Origin of the sequence: Kitasatospora sp. NPDC086801 (assembly GCF_044745805.1) — a bacterium.
GTDB lineage: Bacteria > Actinomycetota > Actinomycetes > Streptomycetales > Streptomycetaceae > Kitasatospora.
Genome location: NZ_JBIVAX010000002.1, coordinates 203,164 through 220,844 on the forward strand (window position 1 = coordinate 203,164; position 17,681 = coordinate 220,844).

18 protein-coding genes and 3 tRNA genes are annotated in these 17,681 nt (G+C 73.4%); 8 read left to right on the top strand and 13 right to left on the bottom strand.

The annotated features are described in order from the left end of the window. Window positions 1-45 precede the first annotated feature (45 nt). Together ACIPLC_RS04285 and fabF are read left to right on the top strand one after the other, a co-directional pair. Window positions 46-297: an acyl carrier protein gene (locus ACIPLC_RS04285; RefSeq protein ID WP_363620356.1), complete on the top strand. Its 252-nt coding sequence runs from the start codon at window positions 46-48 to the stop codon at window positions 295-297. A 181-nt stretch (window positions 298-478) separates the two neighbouring features. Next, window positions 479-1,744: a beta-ketoacyl-ACP synthase II gene (fabF, locus tag ACIPLC_RS04290; protein WP_400470947.1), complete on the top strand. Its 1,266-nt coding sequence runs from the start codon at window positions 479-481 to the stop codon at window positions 1,742-1,744. A 116-nt stretch (window positions 1,745-1,860) separates the two neighbouring features. Here the strand turns inward: fabF and ACIPLC_RS04295 are convergent, their stop codons facing one another. Further along, on the bottom strand, window positions 1,861-2,355 hold the full coding sequence (locus tag ACIPLC_RS04295) for a DUF3145 domain-containing protein (protein ID WP_218197899.1): 495 nt from the start codon (window positions 2,353-2,355) through the stop codon (window positions 1,861-1,863). Window positions 2,356-2,706: 351 nt separating this feature from the next. Beyond that, entirely contained in the window at window positions 2,707-3,732 is a 1,026-nt protein-coding gene (locus tag ACIPLC_RS04300) for an NADP-dependent oxidoreductase (protein ID WP_400470949.1), read from the bottom strand. 119 nt (window positions 3,733-3,851) lie between these two features. On the opposite strand from ACIPLC_RS04300, the gene ACIPLC_RS04305 reads away from it, so the two are divergent. Both ACIPLC_RS04305 and ACIPLC_RS04310 read left to right on the top strand, forming a co-directional pair. After that, a complete protein-coding gene (locus ACIPLC_RS04305) occupies window positions 3,852-4,316 on the top strand; it encodes a MarR family winged helix-turn-helix transcriptional regulator (RefSeq protein ID WP_400470951.1) in 465 nt (154 codons plus the stop codon). Window positions 4,317-4,436: 120 nt separating this feature from the next. Further along, the gene (locus ACIPLC_RS04310; RefSeq protein WP_400470953.1) at window positions 4,437-5,978 is read left to right on the top strand and encodes an LCP family protein; all 1,542 of its coding nucleotides are present in this window, start codon (window positions 4,437-4,439) and stop codon (window positions 5,976-5,978) included. Window positions 5,979-6,005: 27 nt separating this feature from the next. Here the strand turns inward: ACIPLC_RS04310 and ACIPLC_RS04315 are convergent, their stop codons facing one another. The 9 genes from ACIPLC_RS04315 to ACIPLC_RS04355 all read right to left on the bottom strand — a co-directional run bounded on the left by ACIPLC_RS04315 (window position 6,006) and on the right by ACIPLC_RS04355 (window position 13,281). Then, window positions 6,006-6,923, bottom strand: coding sequence for a 1-aminocyclopropane-1-carboxylate deaminase/D-cysteine desulfhydrase (locus ACIPLC_RS04315; RefSeq protein WP_400470955.1), 918 nt, complete (start codon window positions 6,921-6,923; stop codon window positions 6,006-6,008). A gap of 170 nt (window positions 6,924-7,093) precedes the next feature. After that, window positions 7,094-7,744: a response regulator transcription factor gene (locus tag ACIPLC_RS04320; RefSeq protein WP_208869068.1), complete on the bottom strand. Its 651-nt coding sequence runs from the start codon at window positions 7,742-7,744 to the stop codon at window positions 7,094-7,096. Between the two features lie 4 nt (window positions 7,745-7,748). Beyond that, the gene (locus ACIPLC_RS04325) at window positions 7,749-9,032 is read right to left on the bottom strand and encodes a sensor histidine kinase (RefSeq protein WP_400471241.1); all 1,284 of its coding nucleotides are present in this window, start codon (window positions 9,030-9,032) and stop codon (window positions 7,749-7,751) included. Next, window positions 9,029-9,820 carry an ABC transporter permease gene (locus tag ACIPLC_RS04330; RefSeq protein WP_400470957.1) on the bottom strand — a complete coding sequence of 264 codons (792 nt, stop codon included), beginning with the start codon at window positions 9,818-9,820 and terminating at the stop codon, window positions 9,029-9,031. The genes ACIPLC_RS04325 and ACIPLC_RS04330 overlap by 4 nt, the downstream gene beginning before the upstream one ends. 50 nt (window positions 9,821-9,870) lie before the next feature. Beyond that, window positions 9,871-10,773 (bottom strand): ABC transporter ATP-binding protein, encoded by a 903-nt coding sequence (locus tag ACIPLC_RS04335; RefSeq protein WP_400470959.1) that lies wholly within the window; start codon window positions 10,771-10,773, stop codon window positions 9,871-9,873. Between the two features lie 278 nt (window positions 10,774-11,051). Continuing rightward, window positions 11,052-11,696: a GPP34 family phosphoprotein gene (locus ACIPLC_RS04340; RefSeq protein WP_400470961.1), complete on the bottom strand. Its 645-nt coding sequence runs from the start codon at window positions 11,694-11,696 to the stop codon at window positions 11,052-11,054. Window positions 11,697-11,733: 37 nt separating this feature from the next. After that, a complete protein-coding gene (locus tag ACIPLC_RS04345; protein ID WP_400470963.1) occupies window positions 11,734-11,961 on the bottom strand; it encodes a hypothetical protein in 228 nt (75 codons plus the stop codon). 9 nt (window positions 11,962-11,970) lie between these two features. Continuing rightward, window positions 11,971-12,924 (bottom strand): SPFH domain-containing protein, encoded by a 954-nt coding sequence (locus ACIPLC_RS04350; RefSeq protein WP_400470965.1) that lies wholly within the window; start codon window positions 12,922-12,924, stop codon window positions 11,971-11,973. Between the two features lie 283 nt (window positions 12,925-13,207). Continuing rightward, window positions 13,208-13,281 (bottom strand) — tRNA-Ile (locus ACIPLC_RS04355). 189 nt (window positions 13,282-13,470) lie between these two features. Between ACIPLC_RS04355 and ACIPLC_RS04360 the strand changes: the two genes are divergently transcribed. Further along, window positions 13,471-14,349 carry a hypothetical protein gene (locus ACIPLC_RS04360; RefSeq protein ID WP_400470967.1) on the top strand — a complete coding sequence of 293 codons (879 nt, stop codon included), beginning with the start codon at window positions 13,471-13,473 and terminating at the stop codon, window positions 14,347-14,349. Between the two features lie 107 nt (window positions 14,350-14,456). Next, on the top strand, window positions 14,457-15,203 hold the full coding sequence (locus ACIPLC_RS04365; protein WP_400470969.1) for a trypsin-like serine peptidase: 747 nt from the start codon (window positions 14,457-14,459) through the stop codon (window positions 15,201-15,203). A 109-nt stretch (window positions 15,204-15,312) separates the two neighbouring features. Here the strand turns inward: ACIPLC_RS04365 and ACIPLC_RS04370 are convergent. Together ACIPLC_RS04370 and ACIPLC_RS04375 are read right to left on the bottom strand one after the other, a co-directional pair. After that, a tRNA-Asn gene (locus ACIPLC_RS04370) sits at window positions 15,313-15,385 on the bottom strand. 61 nt (window positions 15,386-15,446) lie between these two features. Continuing rightward, window positions 15,447-15,519 (bottom strand) — tRNA-Asn (locus ACIPLC_RS04375). 234 nt (window positions 15,520-15,753) lie between these two features. Here ACIPLC_RS04375 and ACIPLC_RS04380 point away from each other — a divergent pair. Together ACIPLC_RS04380 and ACIPLC_RS04385 are read left to right on the top strand one after the other, a co-directional pair. Then, the gene (locus ACIPLC_RS04380) at window positions 15,754-16,059 is read left to right on the top strand and encodes a hypothetical protein (RefSeq protein ID WP_400470971.1); all 306 of its coding nucleotides are present in this window, start codon (window positions 15,754-15,756) and stop codon (window positions 16,057-16,059) included. Between the two features lie 107 nt (window positions 16,060-16,166). After that, window positions 16,167-17,600: an FGGY family carbohydrate kinase gene (locus ACIPLC_RS04385; protein ID WP_400470973.1), complete on the top strand. Its 1,434-nt coding sequence runs from the start codon at window positions 16,167-16,169 to the stop codon at window positions 17,598-17,600. Window positions 17,601-17,681 lie beyond the last annotated feature (81 nt).

The window sequence follows — 17,681 nt, forward strand, 5'->3', positions numbered from 1 at the left end:
CGGCCACCGGTCGGACGCGTTCAACACCGAAGAGGAGCAGCCAGTATGGCTAAGGACAAGGCCGAGGTCCTGGAAGGTCTCGCCGAGATCGTCAACGAGATCGCCGGTATCCCGACCGAGGACGTCCAGGAGGACAAGTCCTTCACGGACGACCTGGACGTCGACTCGCTGTCCATGGTCGAGGTCGTCGTGGCCGCCGAGGAGCGCTTCGACGTCAAGATCCCGGACGACGAGGTCAAGAACCTGAAGACCGTCGGCGACGCGGTGAACTACATCCTCACCAACGCCACCGCCTGACCGATCGACCCGTTCGATCCGTCCAGCACGTCCGGCGTTCTCGACGCCTCGGACGGCTGACTCGTCGGCCCGGCTCCCCGAGCCTGGCCGACCCGCCGGCCGGGACGCCCCACCGGGCGCCCGGCCGGGCCCTTCCTCGGCTCGCCGCCGACCCCGCACGATCGTGAGAGAAGAAGAACCAGTGACCGCTGAAAACCGTACCGTGGTCGTCACGGGTATCGGCGCCTTCACGCCGCTGGGCGGCGACGCCGCCACCACCTGGGAGAACCTGGTCGCCGGGCGCTCCGGAGTGGCGGCCCTGACCGAGGAGTGGGCCGCCGAGCTGCCCGTCAAGATCGCCGCCCGCACGGCCGTCGAGCCGGGCGAGATCCTCCCCCGACCGCTGGCCCGCAAGCTGGACCGCTCGGCCCAGTTCGCGCTGATCGCCGCCCGCGAGGCGTGGGCCGACGCCGGCTACGAGACGCCGGCCACCGACGACTCCTCCAAGCTCGCCCCCGAGCGCCTCGGCGCCGTCATCGCCTCCGGCATCGGCGGCGTGACCACCCTGCTCGACCAGTACGACGTGCTGAAGGAGAAGGGCGCCCGCAAGGTCTCCCCGCACACCGTCCCGATGCTGATGCCCAACTCCCCGGCGGCCAACGTCGGTCTGGAGGTCGGCGCCCGCGCGGGTGTGCACACCCCCGTCTCCGCCTGCGCCTCCGGCGCCGAGGCGATCGGCTACGCGATCGAGATGATCCGCACCGGCCGCGCCGACGTCGTGATCGCCGGCGGTACCGAGGCGGCGATCCACCCGCTGCCGATCGCCGCGTTCGCCAACATGATGGCGATGTCCAAGAGCAGCGACGATCCCGAGCGCGTCTCCCGCCCGTACGACAAGGGCCGGGACGGCTTCGTGCTGGGCGAGGGCGCCGGCGTGGTCGTGCTGGAGTCGGTCGAGCACGCCGAGGCGCGCGGCGCCCGGATCTACTGCGAGGCCGTGGGCCAGGGCCTGTCCTCGGACGCCCACCACATCGCCCAGCCCGAGCCGACCGGTGCCGGCGTGGCCCGCGCGCTGGCCGACCTGTTCGAGCGCAACGCCCTGGACAAGGCCGAGATCGTGCACGTCAACGCGCACGCCACCTCGACCCCGCAGGGTGACACCGCCGAGTTGAAGGCCCTGCGCAAGGAGCTCGGCGACGACCTCGACCACATCGCCATCTCGGCCACCAAGTCGATGACCGGTCACCTGCTGGGCGGCGCCGGCGGCATCGAGACCGTCGCCACCGTGCTGGCCCTGTACCACCGGATCGCCCCGCCGACCATCAACGTCGACGAGCTGGACGACGACGTGGACGCGGACATCGTGCGCGGCGAGGCCCGCAAGCTGCCCGAGGGCCGGATCGCGGCGCTGAACAACTCGTTCGGCTTCGGCGGCCACAACGTGGTGCTGGCCTTCCGCTCCCGGTAGTCGGAACGCACCGGCCCGCAGCACACCGGCCGGGAACGCACCGTCCCGGAACGCACCGAGAGGGGCCGGCGCTCGCCGTGAGCGCCGGCCCCTCTCGTACGTCGTGACCCGAGGGCTCAGACCACCTGGTGCAGCCAGCGCACCGGTGCCCCTTCGCCCGCGTACCGGAACGGCTCCAGCTCGTCGTCCCACGGCTTGCCCAGCAGCCGGGAGATCTCGGCCTCCAGGTCGGCCCCCTCGCTGCGGGCCCGCAGCAGGACGGCGCGCAGCCGGTCCTCGGGGATCAGGATGTCGCCGTGGATGCCCGTGACGGCGTGGAAGATGCCGAGCGAGGGCGTGCTGCTGTACCGCTCCCCCTCCGCCGTGGCGCAGGGCTCGCTGGTGACCTCGTACCGCATCAGCTGCCAGCCGCGCAGCGCGGAGGCGAGCTTCGAGGCCGTACCGGGCTCCCCTTGCCAGGAAAGCTCGGCACGCCAGTGTCCGGGCGCGGCCGGCTGGCGGATCCAGTCCAGGCTCACCCGCACACCGAGCACCCCCGCGACGGCCCACTCGACGTGCGGGCACAGCGCGCGGGGCGCGGAGTGGATGTAGAGAACTCCACGTGTCGTCACCGGGACCTCCAGGCTGTGGACGAGGGTCGCCTTCCCCAGCTGCCTCGTGCCTGCAGTTGATCCACAGTTACCCACGTTAGCCGACATTAAGCTACTAAATTGAGCAAAACGGACAGGCTTTCGCTCAATGCTAGTCGAATCCTCAACGAGGTCTACCCCTCGGCCGGATCTCTCCCCCGAACGGCCCCAACGCCAGGCGGGACCCACCGTACCGCGCCGCCCCGCACCGTGGATGACGCACTTTCGGATCCGGCCGGAATGCGGTAGTGCGACCGGTTCCCCCGCGCCCGTACGCAAACCGCCCCGCACGCCCGGTGGGGGCGGCGGGGCGGTCAGCTTCCTGACGCTGGGTCAGCCGTCCAGGCGGACCACCATCTTGCCGGTGTTGACGCCGCGCAGCAGGTCGAGGAAGGCGTCCGCGGTGTGCTCGAAGCCGTCCACCACGGTCTCCTCGCTGCGCAGTTCGCCGGACTTCAGCCAGCCGGCCACGTCGGTCACGAACTGCGCCTGCAGCGCCGCGTGGTCGCCGACCAGCATGCCCTCCAGGCGCAGCCGCTTGCCGATCGCGAGCGCCAGGTTGCGCGGGCCCGCGGGGGCGGTGGTGTCGTTGTACTGGGCGATCGCGCCGCAGAGCACCGCACGGCCGTGCACGGTGAGCGAGCCGATCGCCGCCTCCAGGTGGTCGCCGCCGACGTTGTCGAAGTAGAGGTCGATGCCGTCCGGGGCGGCCTGCGCCAGCTGCTCGCGGACCGGGGCGTCCTTGTAGTTGAAGGCGGCGTCGTAGCCGTAGACGTCCACCAGCTTGGCGACCTTCTCCGCCGAGCCGGCCGAACCGACCACCAGCGAGGCGCCCTTGAGCTTGGCGATCTGGCCGACCATGCTGCCGACCGCGCCGGCCGCACCGGAGACGAAGACCCTGTCGCCCTCCTTGAGGCCGCCGACGGCGAGCAGCCCGGCGTAGGCGGTCAGGCCGGGCATGCCGAGCACGCCGAGGTAGGCGGAGAGCGGCGCGGCGGCCGGGTCGACCTTGACCGCGTGGCGGGCGTCCAGGGTGGCGTACTCGCGCCAGCCGAGGCCGTGCAGCACGGCGTCGCCCGGGGCGAAGCCCTCGGCCCCGGAGGCGACCACGTAACCGACCGCGCCGCCCTCCATGACCTCGCCGAGCCGGAACGGCGGGGCGTAGGAGGGCACGTCGTTCATCCGGCCCCGCATGTACGGGTCCACCGAGAGGAAGGCGTTGCGGACCAGGATCTCGCCCGGGCCCGGGGTCCGGACCGGGGCCTCGACCAGGGCGAAGTCGGTCGGCACCGGCCAGCCCTGGGGGCGGGCGGCGAGGTGCCATTCACGGGCGGTGGCGGGTGCGGCCTGCTCTGCCATGGGAAGCGCTCCTTGGGTGGTTCCGGCACAGTGGTTCTGATGCATGAAAGGTTGAGCTACTGAAGTAACGATGGGCATGAAAGGTTCATGTTGTCAACTTTTCAGGTAGACTCTCGGACATGGACACCCAGTCGACCCAGGCCGCCACGCCGCAGTCCGACGAGATCACCCGCGAGGTCGTCGACCTGATGGCCAACCTGGTCGCACTGTTCCACCGCGAGTACGAGGAGGCGGCCGCCGCCCGCTCGCTCACCGGCGCCCAGGCCAAGGTGCTCGCCCTGCTGCGCCGCGGCCCCATGCCGATGCGCCAGATCGCCCAGACGCTCAGCTGCGAGCCGTCCAACATCACCGGCATCGTCGACCGGCTCGAAGCCCGCGGCTTCGTCACCCGGGAGGCCGACCGGCAGGACCGCCGGGTCAAGCTGGTCGCCGCCACCGCCACCGGTGCCACCGCCTCCGAGGAACTGCGCGAGTCGCTGAACTTCGCCCGCGAACCGCTGGCCGCCCTCGGCCCCGACGAGCGGGCGGTCCTGCGCGATCTGCTCCGCCGGATGCTCACCGGCGCCTCCGGCCCCGGGGCGTGAGCAGCATCACAGCCCCGGAGGGAAATCCGGGCCGCCACCGGAGGTAACCGAACCGCCCGTCGAAACGTCTAATGTTCGAACATCGAACACGAGAGACGGAAAGACGGGGGGACACGGAGGATGGGCAGCAGCACGCGCAGACGCCGCTACCTGCGGACAGCCATCGGCCTGGCCGCCGTACTGGTGCTGTCCGTCGTGGGCGCCGGGGCCTGGTTCTACCACCGGCTGGACAACAACATCACCACCTTCGACCCGGGCGGCGTCGCCACCGAGCGCCCGCCCGCACCCGCCCCGGCCACCCCCGGCGCCCTGCTGCCGGTGAACATCCTGGTGCTCGGCTCCGACACCCGTGACGACGGCAACAGTGCGATCGGCGGCGGCGAGGAGGGCGTCGGCCACTCCGACACCGCGATGCTGGTGCACGTCTACGCCGACCACAAGCACGCCGTCGGCGTCTCCATACCCCGGGACACCCTGGTCACCATCCCGTCCTGCAAGCTGCCGGACGGCACCTGGACCAAGCCCCGGACCAACCAGATGTTCAACTCGGCCTTCACCGTCGGCGAGTTCCCCAAGGGCAACCCGGCCTGCACGCAGAACACCGTCGAGACGCTCACCGGCCTGCGGATCGACCACACCATCGTGGTCGACTTCAAGGGCGCCGCCGCGATGGCCGATGCCATCAACGGCGTGGACGTCTGCGTCCCCAACAACGTCGACTCGCACGGCATACACCTCCAGAAGGGCATGCAGAAGCTCTCCGGCCAGCCCGCCGTGGACTACCTGCGGGCCCGCTACGGCTTCGGCGACAACTCCGACATCGGGCGGATGAAGCGCCAGCAGGCCTTCGTCTCCTCGATGATCAAGAAGGTGCAGGGCCAGGGCTTCTCGCTGCCCACCCTGCTCCCCCTCGCCGACGCGGCCACCCGCTCGCTCACCGTGGACGAGGGGCTGGGCACCGCGATGAAGCTGGTGGACTTCGCCCGCTCGCTGCAGGACATCAAGCTGTCCGACATCACCTTCGTGACCGCGCCCTGGCGCTTCGCCGGCGAGCGCGTCCAACTGGTCCAGCCGGACGCCAACACGCTGTGGCGGCTGCTGCGCGAGGACCGCACCCTGGACGGTCAGGGCACCTCCGGCACCGGCACCCCGGCCCCCTCCCCCACCGCCCCCGGCCCCGACGGCGCGACCCCGGGCGCGACGGCCGGCCCGTCCGCGCCGCTCACGCCCGAGCAGGCCGCGGCTCCCGTGCTCGTGGTCAACGGCGTCGGCACCCCCGGCCTGTCGACCTCCGGCGGGGAGGCGCTGCGGGCCCGGGGCTTCCAGAACGTCACGCTCGGCAAGCCCTCCGGCGGACGGTTGCAGACCGAGATCAGCTACGACCCGGCCCTGAAGGCCGCCGCCGACCAGGTGGCCGCGCTCTTCCCGGGATCGCGCGCGGTCGAGGAGCCGGGCTCCGAGGGGATCACCGTCACCCTGGGCCGCGACTACCGACCCACCCCCGCCACCAAGCTGGACGCGGTCGACAGCGGCCCCGGCACGAAGCCCTCCGCCCCCGCCACGGCCGACCCGAGCGGCACCCCGAGCGGTGTGCCCACCGGCATAGCCGAGAACTCCCGCGGCGCCGACACCGATCCGTGCGCCGACCTGACCTTCGGGTGAACCCGGCCGGGGCCTGTCCGCTCCGCCCTACTCCGGGTCGGGCAGGCCGGTGACGACGGCGGTGAGCCGGGTGCCGCGGGGGAAGGCGCCGGCGGCGGCCAGGCCGGTCAGCGCGGCCAGCAGCTTGGCGACGTAGCGGCGTTCCAGCGGGATGCCGTGGCGGCGTTCGAACCGCTCGGCGAAGGCGGCCAGTTCGGCCGGAACCTTGCCGTAGCCGCCGCCGTGGTGCGCGTGGTCGATCCGCCAGTTGTCGAACTCCCGGCCGTAGGCGGCCCGGTGGAGCCGGGCGACCTCGCCCTCCAGGTAGCCCTCGCCGCCGCGCAGCACGGCCACGCCGAGCGCCCGAGCGCCCGGTGGCAGGCCGGCCGCGATGCCCGCCAGGGTGCCGCCGGTGCCGACCGGGCAGCAGACCACGTCGCGCCCGCCCAAGTCGGGCAGTTCGGCCGGGATCGCCGCCGCCCCGGTCACGGCCAGCGCGTTGGAGCCGCCCTCCGGGAGCACCAGGCCGGGGCCCCAACGGCCCAGGGCCGGCGCCTCGTCCGTACCGCTCCCGCCGCCGGCCCGGCCGGTGGCCTCCCGGTACTCGGCGCGGGTCAGGAACTCCAGCCGCATCCCGGCCCGTTCGGCCGCCCGCAGCGACCAGTTGCGCGGTCGGTCGGCCAACTCCTCGCCGCGGACCAGCCCGACGCTCTCCAGACCGAGCGCCCCGGCGGCCGCCGCGACCGCCCGCAGGTGGGTGGAGTACGCCCCGCCGAAGGTCAGCAGCCGGGTGTGGCCCTGGGCGACGGCGGCCGCCAGGTTGGGCGCGAGCTTGCGCCACTTGTTGCCCGGGACGCTCGGGTGCAGCAGGTCGTCCCGCTTGAGCCGCAGCTCCACCCCGGCCCGCGCGAGCACCTCGTCGGTGCAGTCCACCAGCGGGGTCGGCAGCAGGGCGGGTTCGAGCATCCGGCCAGCTTAGACCGACCGGCACATGGTGGGTGGATGAAGGAGCGGCGTCCGGGCCGAGTCTGGGTGGTGCCGACGAGGGAGTAGCAGCGGAGCTGCGGCGACTGAGGAGAAGCCGTCCAGGCGACAGCCTGGGCGTCGCGACGCCGCCCACCATGTGCCGGTCGGTCTTACGGCCGGCCGGTCGGGGTGAGCAGCCCCAGGTTGTAGGCGGCGGCGACGGCGGAGGCGCGGTCCTTGACGTCGAGCTTGGCGTAGACGTGGATCAGGTGGGTCTTCACGGTGGCCTCGCTGATGAACAGCCGGGCGGCGGCCTCCCGGTTGGTGGCTCCGGAGGCGACCAGTTCCAGCACCTCCAGCTCGCGCGGGCTGAGCGGCTCCCGGACGGGCGCGCGGACCTGGCCGAGCAGCTTGGCGGCGACGGTCGGCGCGATCACCGAGGCGCCGCGGGCGGCCTCCCGGACGGCGTGGAACAGCTCCTCCCGGGCGGCGTCCTTGAGCAGGTAGCCGGTGGCGCCGGCCCGGACGGCGGGCAGCACGTCGGCGTCGGTGTCGTAGGTGGTGAGCACCAGGACCCGCCCGGGCAGGCCGCGTTCGGCCATCTCGCGGATCGCGGTGACACCGTCCATCCGCGGCATCCGCAGGTCCATCAGCACCACGTCCGGGCGCAGCGCGGCGACCAGGACCAGCGCCTCGGCGCCGTCCCCGGCCTCACCGACCACCTCGAAGCCGGGGGCGGCGGTGAACATCCCGCGCAGCCCGTCCCGGACCACCGGGTGGTCGTCCACCAACAGCAGTCTGATCGTGGTCGCGTCGCTCACGGTTCTACTCCTCCATGCTGATCGCCGGCAGGGTCGCGGACACCGTCGTGCCGGCGCCCGGTTCGGTCTCCAGGTCGAGCCGCCCGGCCAGGCGCTGCACGCGGCGGCGCATCACGTCCAGACCGTAGCCGCCGCCGGTGGCCCGGGAGGCGGGCTCGGCGGCCGGGTCGAAGCCGACGCCGTCGTCCCGGACGTCCAGGGTGACCAGGCCGGACATGTACGAGAGGGTGACGCCGACCCGGGAGGCCCGCGCGTACTTGGCGGCGTTGGCCAGCGACTCCTGGGCGATCCGCAGCAGGGTCACCTCGATCTCGGGGTGCAGCGGGCGGGCCTCTCCGGTGACGGTCAGCCCGGCGGCGGCGCCGTTGCGCTCCCGCCACTGCTCGACCAGTTCCGCCAGCGCCTCCGGCAGCGCGGCCCGCTCCAGCTCGATCGGGCGCAGCGCGTGGACGGCCCGGCGGGCCTGGGTGAGGCTCTCCCTGGCGAGGGCCGCCGCGTTCGCCTGGTGCCGCTCGGCGGCCGCGGCGTCCTGGGCACGGCTCTGGTCGGCGGCCTGGAGCTGGGTGACGATCCCGGCCAGGCCCTGGGCGACGGTGTCGTGGATCTCCCGGGCGAGCCGGCGGCGCTCGTCCGCGGCCCCGGCCTCCCGGGCCTGGACGAGGAGTTGGGCGTGCAGTCCGGCGTTCTCGGCGAGCGTCTCGGTGAGCAGCCGGTTGGCCTCGGCGAGTTCGGCGTTGGCGACCTTGCGGCGGGTGCTCAGCCGGTCGGCGACCTCGCGGAGCGCGAACATCAGCCCGACCACCATCAGGTTGAAGGCGACGACGGTCAGCAGCCCGCCGAACTTCGCCGTGCTGTCGGGCAGGACCCCGCCGATCTGGGAGAGCGAGGTGGGGACGGTGGCCACGGCCGCGCCCGCCATCCGGGCCCGGCCCCGCAGGTACTGGGCGGCGTGCAGGTAGCCGGTGAAGGCGAAGAAGCCGAAGATCGGGTTGTCCAGCACCAGGACGGTGATCAGCGCCAGCAGGACGACGAAGTGGGCTCCGGCGTACCGGGCGCGGCCGTCCGGGCCCGGCTTGCGGTCGAGCACCGAACGCAGGACCAGCCACAGGAACGCGGCGGCCGCCGCCGGGAGGACGGCGGCGGCGGAACGCGCGGTCGGGGCGGGGACCAGCAGGGCCAGGGTGAGGGCGATCAGCAGGGCGACGTAGCAGAGCGGGCCGATCAGCTGGTCCAGCCGGTCCAGCCGGTCACCGAGCGCGTTCTCGTCGGCCGGCGGCCACTTGATCATTCCCACCGGAACAGCCTGGCAGCCGCGGCCCCCGCGAGCACGGCGTACGCCGCGAGTGTGAGCAGGCCCACGGCGTGCGGGAAGTGTCCGGACCAGGCGTCCTGCAGGGTCTGGACGGCGGCCCCGCTGGGGGTGAAGTCGCCGATCCGGTTGAGCAGGGCCGGCGCGAACTCGCGCGGCAGCCAGATCCCGGAGAAGAACATCATCGGGAAGAAGGCCAGCGCGCCGACCGCGTTGCCGGCCTTGGCGGACGGGACGACCGCGGCGAGCAGCAGACCGATCGACAGCAGCGCGGCGGCGGCCAGCAGGAAGGCCAGCAGGAACCCCAGCGGCTGGCGCGGCAGCGCCACCCCGAGCAGGGGCCCGGCCGCCACCACCAGCAGCACCGAGACGACGGCGACGCCCAGGTACAGCGGCAGCAGCGCGCCAAACAGCAGCGCCGGGCGGACCGGGCTGGCGGACATCCGGCGCAGCACGCCGCGTTCGCGGTAGGCGGCGAGCAGCGAGGGCAGGCCGTTGAGGCCGAGCAGCAGCAGGGTGAAGACGGCCAGGATCGGCGCGTACAGCTGGATGGTGCTCATGCCGTGCATGTCGGGCGAGGTCTTGCGCAGGGCCGGGACGGAGCCGAGGACGAGCAGCAGCACGACGGGGAAGGCGAGGCTGAAGAAGGCGGTCAGCGGGTCGCGGAGGAAGAGACGGGCCTCGGCGACGGCCAGGCGGCGGACGGCGTGGGCGGTGTGGGCGGTGTGGGCGGTGTGCTGGGCAGGGTGGTTCACGGTGCGGTTCACGGTGGTGGTCCCCTCGGGCGTGGTGATGGCGGGTCAGGAGTGGCGGCGGGTCAGGAGTCGTGGCGGGTCAGGGCGAGGTAGGCGTCGTCCAGGCTGTGCTCGCGGATCCGCAGCCCGGTGACGACGATCCCCTCGCGGGCGAGCAGGCCGGTGACCTCGTCGGCGAAGTCCCCGACGCCGGAGACCTCGACCCGGCCGTCCCGCTCCTCGACCCCGGTGACCCCCGGCAGGGCCGCCAGCCCGGCGGTGTCCAGCGGCCAGGTGGGGCGGAAGCCGAGCGTGCCGCCGGTGCCGGAGCGGGCGATCAGCTCCGTGGGGGTGCCGGTGGCGACGATCCGTCCGCCGTCGAGGACGGCGGCCCGGTCGCAGAGCGCCTCGACCTCGTCCATGAAGTGCGAGACCAGGACCACCGTCACGCCCTCGTCGCGGATCCGCCGGATCAGCTCCCAGGTGTCGCGGCGGCCCTGCGGGTCGAGCGCGGTGGTCAGCTCGTCCAGGAAGGCCACCTCGGGGTTGCCGATCAGGGCGAGGGCGATGAACAGCCGCTGGCGCTGGCCGCCGGAGAGCTTGTCGAAGGGGGTCCGGCGCTGGTCGGCGAGCCCCCACTCGTCCAGCAGCTCGCGCCAGTCCCGGGGGTTCGGGTAGAGCGCGGCGTACAGCTCCAGCGCCTCGCCGACCCGCAGCGCGCCCTGCAACTGGGCCTGCTGGAGCTGGATGCCGATCCGCGGCCGCAGCCGGTGGGCGTCCTTCACCGGGTCCAGGCCGAGGACGCGGACGGTCCCCGCGTCGGCCCGGCGCAGGCCCTCACAGCACTCCACGGCGGTGGTCTTGCCCGCGCCGTTCGGCCCCAGCAGGCCGAACACCTCGCCGCGCTCCACGCCGAAGGAGACGCCCTCCAGCACCTGGCGCCGCCCGTAGGCCTTGTGCAGCCCCGCCACCTCGATCACGGCCATCGCGCCGCTTCCTCCCGCTCGTCCCCGCTGGTCCGGCCGCTTCTTCCGGCCTGCAACGAGCCTCCCGCGCGGGGCCCCGGCCGCGGATCGACCGGACGGTCAGGGCCACGGGCGGACGCGGTGGAGGGGGGGATCAACCGATCGGTGGACGGGGGCCGCCCGAGGGTCGGGACAGCGCGAAGCCCGGCCGCCGTGTCGGCGACCGGGCTCGGGCCTCTCTTTCGGATCACACCGCGCGCCCGACGTGATCCGAAAGAGAGGCCCTAGATGCAGGTGGGTCAGGCCGCCGCGCCGTCGGCGTGGCGGGTGTTGATGGCCCGGCGCAGGGCGCGCGGGACGGGGCCCGCGGCGGGGGCCAGCTTGTCGATCCTGGTGCGGAACTCGCGACTCTGGCGCCACGTCAGGACGGCTCCGAGCCGGGCGGCGTCGACCAGTGCGACCAGCGCGGCGTCCGCCGGGTCGACCCGGCTGAGCGGCGACTTCAGCGCCGAACTCACGGACGCCACGAGCGACTTGCGCAGCCGCGACTCCGGCAGGGTGACCCGGGTGCAGGGGAACAGTCCGAGCGCGCGGCGCTGTTCGAGCCGGATCCGCCCGGCCGCCGCCAGCCCGTCCCGGACCACACGGGCGGCGCGCGCCGCCGGGCCCTGGCGGCGGCCGACCCAGCTCTGCCAACTGCGCCGCCGGCCCTGCCGGATCTGCTCCAGCATCGCGGCGGAGAGCGGGTCCAGGCCGTCGGCCGGCGCGCCGTCGACGGCGGCCGGGTGCCGGCCGTCGTCGCGGATCAGTCCGCGCCGCAGGAGTTCGGCGAGCGCGGCGGCACGCAGCACCAGGTCGAGCCTGGCGGTGGCGGTGAGCCGCTCGCGCTCGGGGTGGTAGGCGAGCAGGTAGAGCTTCTCCGGCAGGGTGATGGGCAGGTCCACGATGGACTCCAAGCAGATGGACGGTGGATGGGCCCGCTCATCCGGCGTCGGAACCGCCGGTCTCCGGGCTCTCCTTGGGCGGTCGGCCGCGCCGGGGAAGACGGGCCGCGTCGCCGGGCATCCGGCCCGCGTCGCTGAGGGCACGGCGAAGGAGGAACTCGATCTGCGCATTGGCACTGCGCAGTTCGTCCGCGGCCCACCGGGCCAGTGCGTCGTGGACCGCCGGGTCCAGTCGCAGCAGGATCTTCTTCCGCTCCGTCGCCAACGCTGCGCCTTACTGGTAGAGGGAGCCCGTGTTGACGACGGGCTGGGTACCCCGGTCGCCGCAGAGCACCACCAGGAGGTTGCTCACCATGGCGGCCTTGCGCTCCTCGTCCAGTTCGACGACGTCGCGCTCGGCGAGCCTGTCCAGCGCCTCCTCGACCATACCGACGGCGCCCTCGACGATCAGTCGGCGTGCCGCGACCACGGCCCCGGCCTGCTGGCGCTGGAGCATCACCTGGGCGACCTCGGGCGCGTAGGCGAGCCGGGTGATCCGGGACTCGACGACCCGCACCCCGGCCGAGACGACCCGGGCGGCGATCTCGGCGGAGAGCATCCGGCTGATCTCGTCCGCGCCGTCGCGCAGCGACAACTCGCCCTCGCGGTGGGCGTCGTACGGGTAGCTGCTGGCGATGTGCCGGACGGCGGTCTCGGTCTGGATGGCGACGAAGTCGGTGTAGTCGTCCACCTCGAACACGGCCTTGGCGGTGTCCTCGACCTGCCAGACCACCACGGCGGCCATCTCGATCGGGTTGCCGTCCGCGTCGTTGACCTTGTTGGTCTCGGTCTCGTGGTTGCGGATCCGGGTGGAGATCCGGCGGCGACTGGTGAACGGGTTCAGCCAGGTCAGGCCCTCGGCGCGGATGGTGCCGCGGTAGCGGCCGAGCAGCTGGACCACCCGCGCCTGGCCGGGCGAGACCACGGTCAGCCCGCACAGCAGCAGCACCGCGCCCAGCACGGCCAGCGGCCCGACGGTCAGCAGGGTGATCCCCAACGCCTTGGACCCGCCGGCCAGTTGGAGGCCGCCGACGATGGTCGCCCCGACCCCCGCGAGCAGGCCGAGCAGCGTCCCTCCGAGCACCGGCAGCCCCGCGGCACCGGTGATGACCCGCTCGGTGATCTTGGGGACCGGAAGGTCGAGGACGGGGCCGTCTTCGACGTCGACGGCAGAACGCGGTGTGGCCATGAGACCAGCTCCTCCAGCGAGTGTGTCCGCTCTAGCTGTCAAAGTGATATCACTTTTTGCGTCGACGTCGCCAGGGGTCGGACCGCATCCATCCGAGGTCGACGTCAGCCCGCTCGCCCCTGCCGGTTCCCCGGGCGTTCCCCAACGCGGGTGAATCTCGGCGCGCCAAGCCCTGAGCGGCTGGCCGATGCTCTACAGTTCCGACCGGAACTGGAGCTGTTTTGCCAGGTCAAGCCACCGTGTTGGCTGACGGTCGGTCCACCGACCGATCAGTGGCCTGAGGTGGGGCGGGTGGGACTCGAACCCACGACCAAGGGATTATGAGTCCCCTGCTCTAACCGGCTGAGCTACCGCCCCGGTTCGCCGCGTGCGCCGGTCGTCGACCACGGCAGCAGCAGACGGCCCCGAAAGGCCGTCCCGGGCAGCATAGCCGGTCGATCAGCCGTGGTGCGCGCCGGGGGCGCGCACGGGTGCGCACAGGCGTGTGCCTCTCCGCGTTGCGCAGTTCGGGTGGCGTCCGGACGGCCGCACGGGCAGCCTGGACGGATGACGACACGTGGGACGGGAGCCGCGGCCGGGGTGCTCGCGGTGCTGCTCGCCGCGGCGGGCTGCACCACCTCGGCCGGGCCCGGCGGGGGCGCGCCGACGGTCAGCTCGGCTCCGGCCACCCCCTCCGCCCGCCCCTCCGGAGCCGCCCCGGGCGCCGGCGGCAGCCACGGCTGGAGCCGGCAGCGCCTCAAGGGCGCCGTCGCCAAACACACCGGGGTCACCCGCACCGCCAAACCCACCGTGCTCAACGGCCTGGTCGGAGCCGTCTTCACCCGCAACGCGGACGGCGACCACTTCTGCACCGCCAGCGTCGTCGACAGCGCCGGGCTCAACCTCATCGTCACCGCCGCGCACTGCGTCTGGGACCCCCAACTCGGCCAGCGCAGCGACCTCGTCTTCGTCCCCGGCTACCGCAACGGCGACACCCCCAGCGGCGTGTGGCCGCTGCTCGCCGTCACCGTCGACGACGGCTGGAAGGACCACGCCGACCCGGACGTGGACGTCGCCTTCGCGGTCGTCCAGGCCCAGAACGGGCAGCAGGTACAACAGGTGCTCGGCGCCAACAAGCTGGGCGTCGACCGCGGCTACCGGTTGCCCGTGCGGATCACCGGCTACCCCGGCACCAGCGACGTCCCGATCACCTGCGCCAACAACACCACCGAACAGAGCTCCACCCAACTGCGGATCGACTGCCCCGACTACACCGGCGGCACCAGCGGCAGCCCCTGGGTGACCGACTTCGACCCGAGCACCAGGACCGGCACCGTGGTCGGCGTGATCGGCGGCTACCAGCAGGGCGGCGACAGCCCGGACACCTCGTACAGCAGTTACTTCGGCGACCGCGTCCAGGCGCTCTACGACCGGGCCACCGGCTGACCGGAGGGGCGGCAGTGGCGCCGCCGGGCACGGCCTGATAGATCTTCCTCTCGAACGGCGGAACGCACGAGCCCGGTGCCCGCCCCGAGGAACGAGACGGAGCCCCGATGGCCCCCCGCCCGGTACGGCCCCCGCGCGCCGCACGGACGGTCGCGCTGGCGGCCCTGCTGCTCGCCACCGGAACCGCGTGCGGCGGGCAGGCCGAGGCGCCCGCCGCCGAGGTCGCGCAGCAGAGCACCGCCCTCGACCGGATCGGCACCCTCTCGGTCCGGACCGCGCAGGGCCCCCGGGCCTGCACCGCGAGCGTCGTCCGCAGCCCCGGACACAACCTGCTGGTCACCGCGGCGCACTGCGTACAGAGCCGCCGGATCGGCCTGCTGGACGGCCTGGTGTTCACCCCCGGTTACCGCAACGGCTTCACCCCGTACGGCAGTTGGCCGGTGAGGTCGATCACCGTCGACCCGCGCTGGGCGGACGACGACGACCCCGAGTACGACGTGGCCTTCGTCACCGTGGGCCCGGTCGGCGGCAAGGAGGTCGAGGACGCCGTCGGCGGCAACCCGATCGCCACCAGCCAGGGCTTCGGGCTGGCCGTCTCGGTGACCGGCTACCCGAACGAGCGCGACGAACCGATCACCTGCGCGGCCAGGACCCGCTCGCAGAGCCCGACCCAGGAGCGTTTCGACTGCGCCGGCTACACCGACGGCACCAGCGGCAGCCCGTGGGTGACCGACGGCGGCGCGGTCATAGGCGTGATCGGCGGCTACCAGGAGGGCGGCGAAACCCCCGGCACGTCGTACAGCGTCACCTTCGACCAGCGGGTCGCCGCGCTCTACCAGGAGGCGACCACCTGAGCCGCCCGGCCGCCACGAGGTGACGAAGGCAACACGAAGGCAACACGAAGGCCCCCCGGTCATCCGAGGGGCCTTCGCTCTGAGCAGTCACCGGGCGGACCCGATGCAGCTCCCGCATTTGGACTCGAACCAAAAACCTGCCGGTTAACAGCCGGCTGCTCTGCCAATTGAGCTATGCGGGATCGCGGTACCGAACTGCCGTACCACGGACGGGAGGAGAGCTCTTGCGAACCCTCTCCCGAGCTCCCCCAATTGGACTCGAACCAATAACCTGCCGATTAACAGTCGGCTGCTCTGCCAATTGAGCTATGGGGGATCGGCTTCCGCTTCGGCCCCCGGTTCCCCGGGCTCCTCGGCGCTCGCTGCGGGACATACATTAGCGCACTCGGGGGGGTGGTCCGCCAATCGCTTTCGCCGGACCGCCCCCGGGGCTCCCGCCCGGCGTGCCCGGCGCGCGCCCGGCACGGCGCCCGGGGATGCTGGGGGGCACGGACGGTTCGCCGTCCCGACGGACGGGTAGGGCAATGCGGCAGAAGGCCGCCAGGAGAGGGTGGATCCGATCATGTGGAAGCTGTCGTTGGCCGCGGGGTTCGCGGCCGGCTACGTCCTGGGCTCCCGGGCCGGGCGCCGGCGCTACGACCAGATCACGAAGGTCACCCGGCGGATCGCCCAGAACCCCACCGTGCAGGGCGCGGCCGACCGGGCCAGGCAGCAGGCCGGCGCGGTCGCCGGGAAGGCCGCCGGCGCCGTCGCGGACAAGTTCGGCGACCGGCTGCCGAACGCCGTCACCGAGCGGGTGCCGTACTTCAACCGCCCCCGCGTCGAGGACGACGGCTGGGGTACCTTCCGCCCGTGACGGGGCGGTGACGCCAGGGTGTACCGGGGCCCTGCGACGGGTCCCGAACGGGCAACACCTCACCCGGCTCGGACGCGTCCCGGGCCGGGCTGAGGCATGATCTCGACATGGCCATCGTCGCGGGGATAGACAGCTCGACCAACCGCACCCGGATCGTCGCGTGCGACACCGACACCGGCGCCGTCCTGCGCTCCGGCAAGGCGCCGCACCCCGTCCCCGAGGACCCGGACACCCGCCCCGGCGAGGCCGACCCGCAGCTCTGGCTGCACTCGCTCGGCGACGCCGCCGCCGGCGGCCTGCTGGAGGGCGTCCGGGCCATCGGCGTCAGCGCGCAGCAGCACGGCATGATCGGCCTGGACGCGGGCGGCGTGCTGGTCCGCCCAGCGATCCTCTGGAACGACCCGCGCTCCAGCGGCGCCGCCGCCAAGCTGCTGGACGCGCTCGGCGGCCCGGCCGCCTGGACCGCCGCGATCGGCGCCGTCCCCAGCCCGACCTACACCATCGCCAAGCTGCGCTGGCTGGCCGAGTTCGAACCGGCCAACGCCCGCCGGGTGGCCGAGGTGCTGCTGCCGCACGACTGGCTGATCTGGCAACTGCTCGGCCACCCCAAGCGCCGCACCACCGACCGGGGCGACGCCTCCGGCACCGGCTACTGGTCCCCGATCACCGGCGAGTACCGGCAGGACCTGGTCGAACTGGCGCTCGGCCACGAGCTGCGGCTGCCCGAGGTGCTCGGCCCCGCCGAACCCGCCGGGCACACCCCCGAGGGCCTGCTGATCTCGGCCGGCACCGGCGACAACATGGCCGCCGCACTCGGCCTCGGGCTGCGCCCCGGCGACGCGGTGGTCTCGCTCGGCAGCGCCGGAACGATCTTCGCGGTGCACGACCAGGCCGTGGTGGACGCCACCGGGCTGATCTCCTCCTTCGCCGACGCCGCCGGCCGCCACCTGCCGATGGTCGCCACCCTCAACGCCGCCCAGGTGCTCCGCTCCACCGCCGCCATGCTCGGCCGGGACCTGGACGGCCTGAGCGACCTCGCCCTGCACTCCTCCCCCGGCGCGTACGGGCTGGTGCTCCTCCCCTACCTGGACGGCGAGCGGACGCCGGCCCTCCCGCACGCGGCCGGCACCCTGACCGGCCTGCGGGCCGACTCGATGACGCCGCAGCACCTCGCGCGAGCCGCCGTCGAGGGCATGCTGTGCAACATCGCGGACGCCCTCGACGTGCTGCGCGCCCAAGGCGTCGCGGTGCGACGGGTGTTCCTGCTCGGCGCGACCGGGCGGCTGCCCGCCGTCCGGCACATCGCCCCGCCGCTGTTCGGCGTCCCGGTCGTGGTGCCGCCGCCGGGCGCCCACGCCGCCCGCGGGGCCGCCCGGCAGGCCGCCTGGGCGCTGGCCGGCACCCCGGAGCCGCCGGAGTGGGAGCTGCCGGACGCCGAGACCGTCGAGCCGGACGGGGAGCAGGACCTGGCGATCGGTTCGGCGGTGCGCCAGCAGTACCGCGCCGCCCGCGAGCAGATGCACCCGGAGTCGGTGGCCTGACCCCGGGGGACGGCAGCGGCCCGGCCCCGGCCGGTGCGGATGCGTCACCCGGCGGCCGGTGGCAGCGTGGGACGGGACACG

Coding starts and splice junctions, on each gene's coding strand:
- ACIPLC_RS04305 (WP_400470951.1), top strand. CDS start 3,852: ATGGACACCCAGTCGACCCAGGCCGCCACGCCGCAGTCCGACGAGATC.
- ACIPLC_RS04360 (WP_400470967.1), top strand. CDS start 13,471: ATGACGACACGTGGGACGGGAGCCGCGGCCGGGGTGCTCGCGGTGCTG.
- ACIPLC_RS04315 (WP_400470955.1), bottom strand. CDS start 6,923: ATGCTCGAACCCGCCCTGCTGCCGACCCCGCTGGTGGACTGCACCGAC.
- ACIPLC_RS04385 (WP_400470973.1), top strand. CDS start 16,167: ATGGCCATCGTCGCGGGGATAGACAGCTCGACCAACCGCACCCGGATC.
- ACIPLC_RS04325 (WP_400471241.1), bottom strand. CDS start 9,032: ATGATCAAGTGGCCGCCGGCCGACGAGAACGCGCTCGGTGACCGGCTG.
- ACIPLC_RS04310 (WP_400470953.1), top strand. CDS start 4,437: ATGGGCAGCAGCACGCGCAGACGCCGCTACCTGCGGACAGCCATCGGC.
- ACIPLC_RS04365 (WP_400470969.1), top strand. CDS start 14,457: ATGGCCCCCCGCCCGGTACGGCCCCCGCGCGCCGCACGGACGGTCGCG.
- ACIPLC_RS04350 (WP_400470965.1), bottom strand. CDS start 12,924: ATGGCCACACCGCGTTCTGCCGTCGACGTCGAAGACGGCCCCGTCCTC.
- ACIPLC_RS04300 (WP_400470949.1), bottom strand. CDS start 3,732: ATGGCAGAGCAGGCCGCACCCGCCACCGCCCGTGAATGGCACCTCGCC.
- ACIPLC_RS04285 (WP_363620356.1), top strand. CDS start 46: ATGGCTAAGGACAAGGCCGAGGTCCTGGAAGGTCTCGCCGAGATCGTC.
- ACIPLC_RS04335 (WP_400470959.1), bottom strand. CDS start 10,773: ATGGCCGTGATCGAGGTGGCGGGGCTGCACAAGGCCTACGGGCGGCGC.